General features: G+C 36.5%; 3 protein-coding genes. 1 reads left to right on the plus strand and 2 read right to left on the minus strand.

The annotated features are described in order from the left end of the window. Window positions 1–1,147: serine/threonine transporter SstT (sstT, locus tag Q0F90_RS08200; protein WP_296004639.1), on the minus strand; the 1,147-nt coding region annotated here is incomplete at its 3' end. Window positions 1,148–1,493: 346 nt separating this feature from the next. Between sstT and Q0F90_RS08205 the strand changes: the two genes are divergently transcribed. Then, window positions 1,494–2,240: a ubiquinone/menaquinone biosynthesis methyltransferase gene (locus Q0F90_RS08205; RefSeq protein ID WP_296004641.1), complete on the plus strand. Its 747-nt coding sequence runs from the start codon at window positions 1,494–1,496 to the stop codon at window positions 2,238–2,240. On the opposite strand, the gene Q0F90_RS08210 is transcribed toward Q0F90_RS08205, so the two are convergent. After that, entirely contained in the window at window positions 2,221–2,952 is a 732-nt protein-coding gene (locus tag Q0F90_RS08210) for an SIMPL domain-containing protein (protein ID WP_296004643.1), read from the minus strand. The genes Q0F90_RS08205 and Q0F90_RS08210 overlap by 20 nt on opposite strands. Window positions 2,953–3,458: the final 506 nt, after the last annotated feature.

Genomic DNA, 3,458 nt, shown 5'->3' on the forward strand with positions numbered 1-3,458 from the left:
TAAGCGCAGTTTCTGTAGAGTCTTGTAATACACCGATGATAAAGCCAACGCCTACAACTTGCATTGCTACGTCGTTAGAGATACCGAATAGAGAACAAGCTAATGGAATAAGTAGTAAAGAACCACCTGCTACACCAGAAGCACCACAAGCGCCAATAGTAGCGATGATGGATAATAGGATTGCAGTAGGGATATCTACAACGATACCTAGTGTATGAGCTGCCGCTAATGTCATGATTGTGATCGTAATCGCAGCACCACCCATATTAATTGTCGCACCTAGTGGAATAGATACGGAATACATATCAGGGTTCAGTTTCAAACGTTTAGCTAAGTCAAGGTTTACAGGGATGTTGGCAGCAGAGCTACGTGTGAAGAATGCGTAGATTGCAGATTCGCGTAAACATTTAAATACCAATGGGTATGGATTGCGACGTAGATAAACGAAGGACAAAATCGGATTGATTACTAATGCTACGAAAATCATAGAGCCAAGTAATAAAACGAGTAATTGGAAGTAACCAATCAAAGCTTCAATACCGTTAGTAGCAATAGATTCAGCTACAAGGCCCATAATACCTAGAGGGGCAAAGCGGATAATCCAGCCTACTACTGTGGTAATTGCTTGAGCGATGGATTCCATAACCTCTTTAGTGTTCACTGGTGCATGACGTAACGCACCACCAATGATGAGAGCCCAGCCTAAAATACCGATATAGTTAGCAGTCATCAATGCTTTCACAGGATTATCAACTATATTTTTTAAAAGTGTTGTCATTACCTCAACAATCCCTTGCGGTGGAGCTGCATCCGCTGCACCTGCCGCTAAGTGTAATGTAGTAGGGAAAATGAAGCTTACGACTACTGCTAATGCTGCAGATAGGAATGTACCTAATAGATATAAGGTGATAACAGAACCCATACCTGTTTTTTGGCCAGAGCGATGTTTACTGATCGCTGCGATTACCAAGAAGAATACAAGGATAGGTGCGATGCCTTTAAGAGCACCAACAAAGAGAACACCTAATAAAGCAAGTTCATTTGCCACATCTGGCACGTAAAGTGCAGTCAAAATACCAATGATCAAACCTATGATAATCTGTTGGATTAGACTGACTTTGTTGATTGATTTTACAAATCGATTCATAGTACACTCCAATACTTAATAAAAACAAATAAATCTCCATGAATATATCCTTTCATCATGGACATATGTCATTATACAACGAACATGTAATAGTAGCAATAGAGAATGTTATAGATGTTCATAGGTATTTATGTTAAATATATAGTAAGTGATAAACATGATTATTTACATTATTATAAGTATTGATTACTATAGAATATATCAGTACTTTTACCATATATGTAAATAGCACATACTTGTTATTTATAGTATATATAATAGGATTCTTTTTTAGAGTTCCTATAGTATGGTATACTATGCCATATATAGTTCTTGAATATAGTTCTTGATTAGTGAAAGGGCCATAATGAATACTAAAGAATTTAAAACCTATGCCGATAAAGAACAATTTGTACAAGGTGTTTTTTCTAATATTGCAAAAAACTATGATTTAATGAATACAGTCTTAAGCTTTGGACAAGATTATTTTTGGCGCAAATTCTCTGTAAAAGCAATGAATATTGGTCCTCACCAACGTGTGCTTGATGTAGCATGTGGTACCTGTGTGTTTACGAAGGAAGCGTTACGTCAAGAACCTACACTAAGAGTAGAGGCGTTAGATTTTAATAGCGAAATGCTTGACCAAGGTCGTGTTCGCATTGAAGATGCAGGATTAATGGATCAAGTGAATCTAGTACAAGGTGATGCAATGGCTTTACCTTATGCAGATAATACTTTTGATGCGGCTATGAGTGGCTTTGCAATGCGTAATGTACCAGATATTAAACAAGTATTATCCGAAATGCAACGTGTTGTAAAACCAGGTGGGAAAGTAGTTGTATTGGAATTGGCGAAACCAAGTATGTTTGGTTTTAAACAGTTATACAATTTCTACTTCTCTTATATATTACCTATTATAGGTAAACTAAGTAAGGATAACTCATCTTATGCATGGCTTCCAGAATCTTTGCGTCGTTATCCTCACCAAAGTGAAATTTTAGAAATTTGGAAATCTCTTGGATATGAAAATGCCACCTATCATGAGTTGACAGGCGGCATTGTTGCGGTCCACGAAGGTGTGGTACCAGAAAATTCTATTGTAGATAATAAGTAATATTAGCGTCTTGAGAAACTACTAATGAACCTTTTTCAACAGGTGTAGCAGTTTCGAGAGACGCTTTTAACATTACTGCGTTGCGATAGTAACCAGAGTCCATGGAACTTGTTTGTGGTGTACTGATAGAAACAGTTTTTACAGGGCCTAATGTACGTCCAAGGGCTGCAGCAATAACCTCTGCTTTATGACGGCCATCCTGAATTGCTTCCGTAGTTAAAGAATCGGATAGTTGTTGGGATACGTCATTTTGGAATGATAAGTTGTTAATATCATTAGCTCCAACACTAACAGCAGCATCTACGGCTTTTCCAACATTATCAAGATTGTTAATTTTTACCGTTACACGATTTGCTACGCTATAGCCAGTATTGATTCGTTTACCTTCTTGATAATCGTTTGTAGGGTTAATAGAAATATTAGACGTATAAATATCTTTTTTGTCGATACCAAGATGAGCCAATTTGCTGATCAAATCGCTCATAATGCGATCATTATTGGATTTGGCAGCGTTGATATTAGTATTTTCACTAGTAATACCAAGTGTTAAGATCGCATAGTTAGGTGCTACAGAACGAGAGGCTTGTCCAGTAATTTGGATTTCAGAGGTATCAAATGTACCTTGTGGTGCGGCAAAGGCTGCTGTGGCCATAGTTGCACAGATAGCAGCTAGAGCTACTGTTTTTGATAATAAACGTTTGGATAATTTCATACTCAATCTCCTTACACTAATGTAATTTTCATATTAATTAATACTAATAAAATAGAACTAATTATGCTATAAGTTCTGTATTACAGCTATATTGTACATGATTGGTTGTATAAAATCAATTACTGCTTTTTGAGGCTTTTAATGAAAGAGTGATGAAAGTTGTGTGAAATTGAGAATTGGGGGTTGCACTTATAATTTTGTTGTACTATAATATGCATACAGTCGTTCGAGCGGCTGTTTCTTAATGAGTGTAGTAATACACTTAGAGGTTCGAAAAGAACTTCAAAAAAGATTATAAAATGTGTTGACACGAAAGTGCTCGCATGTTATTATAATCAAGTCGTCAGTTGGGATAACACTTCGAATGAAGTGGTGCTAACTGATAACAGATCTTTGAAAACTGAACAATGATAGGTAATCAATCAATACGATTGAACATATGCCAGAGTGCGGGTTTTGACAAAGTCAAAACCAACCATAATTCAAAGTTACTTAAATGTAACGAC

This window comes from uncultured Veillonella sp. (genome assembly GCF_934190855.1).
Lineage (GTDB): Bacteria > Bacillota > Negativicutes > Veillonellales > Veillonellaceae > Veillonella.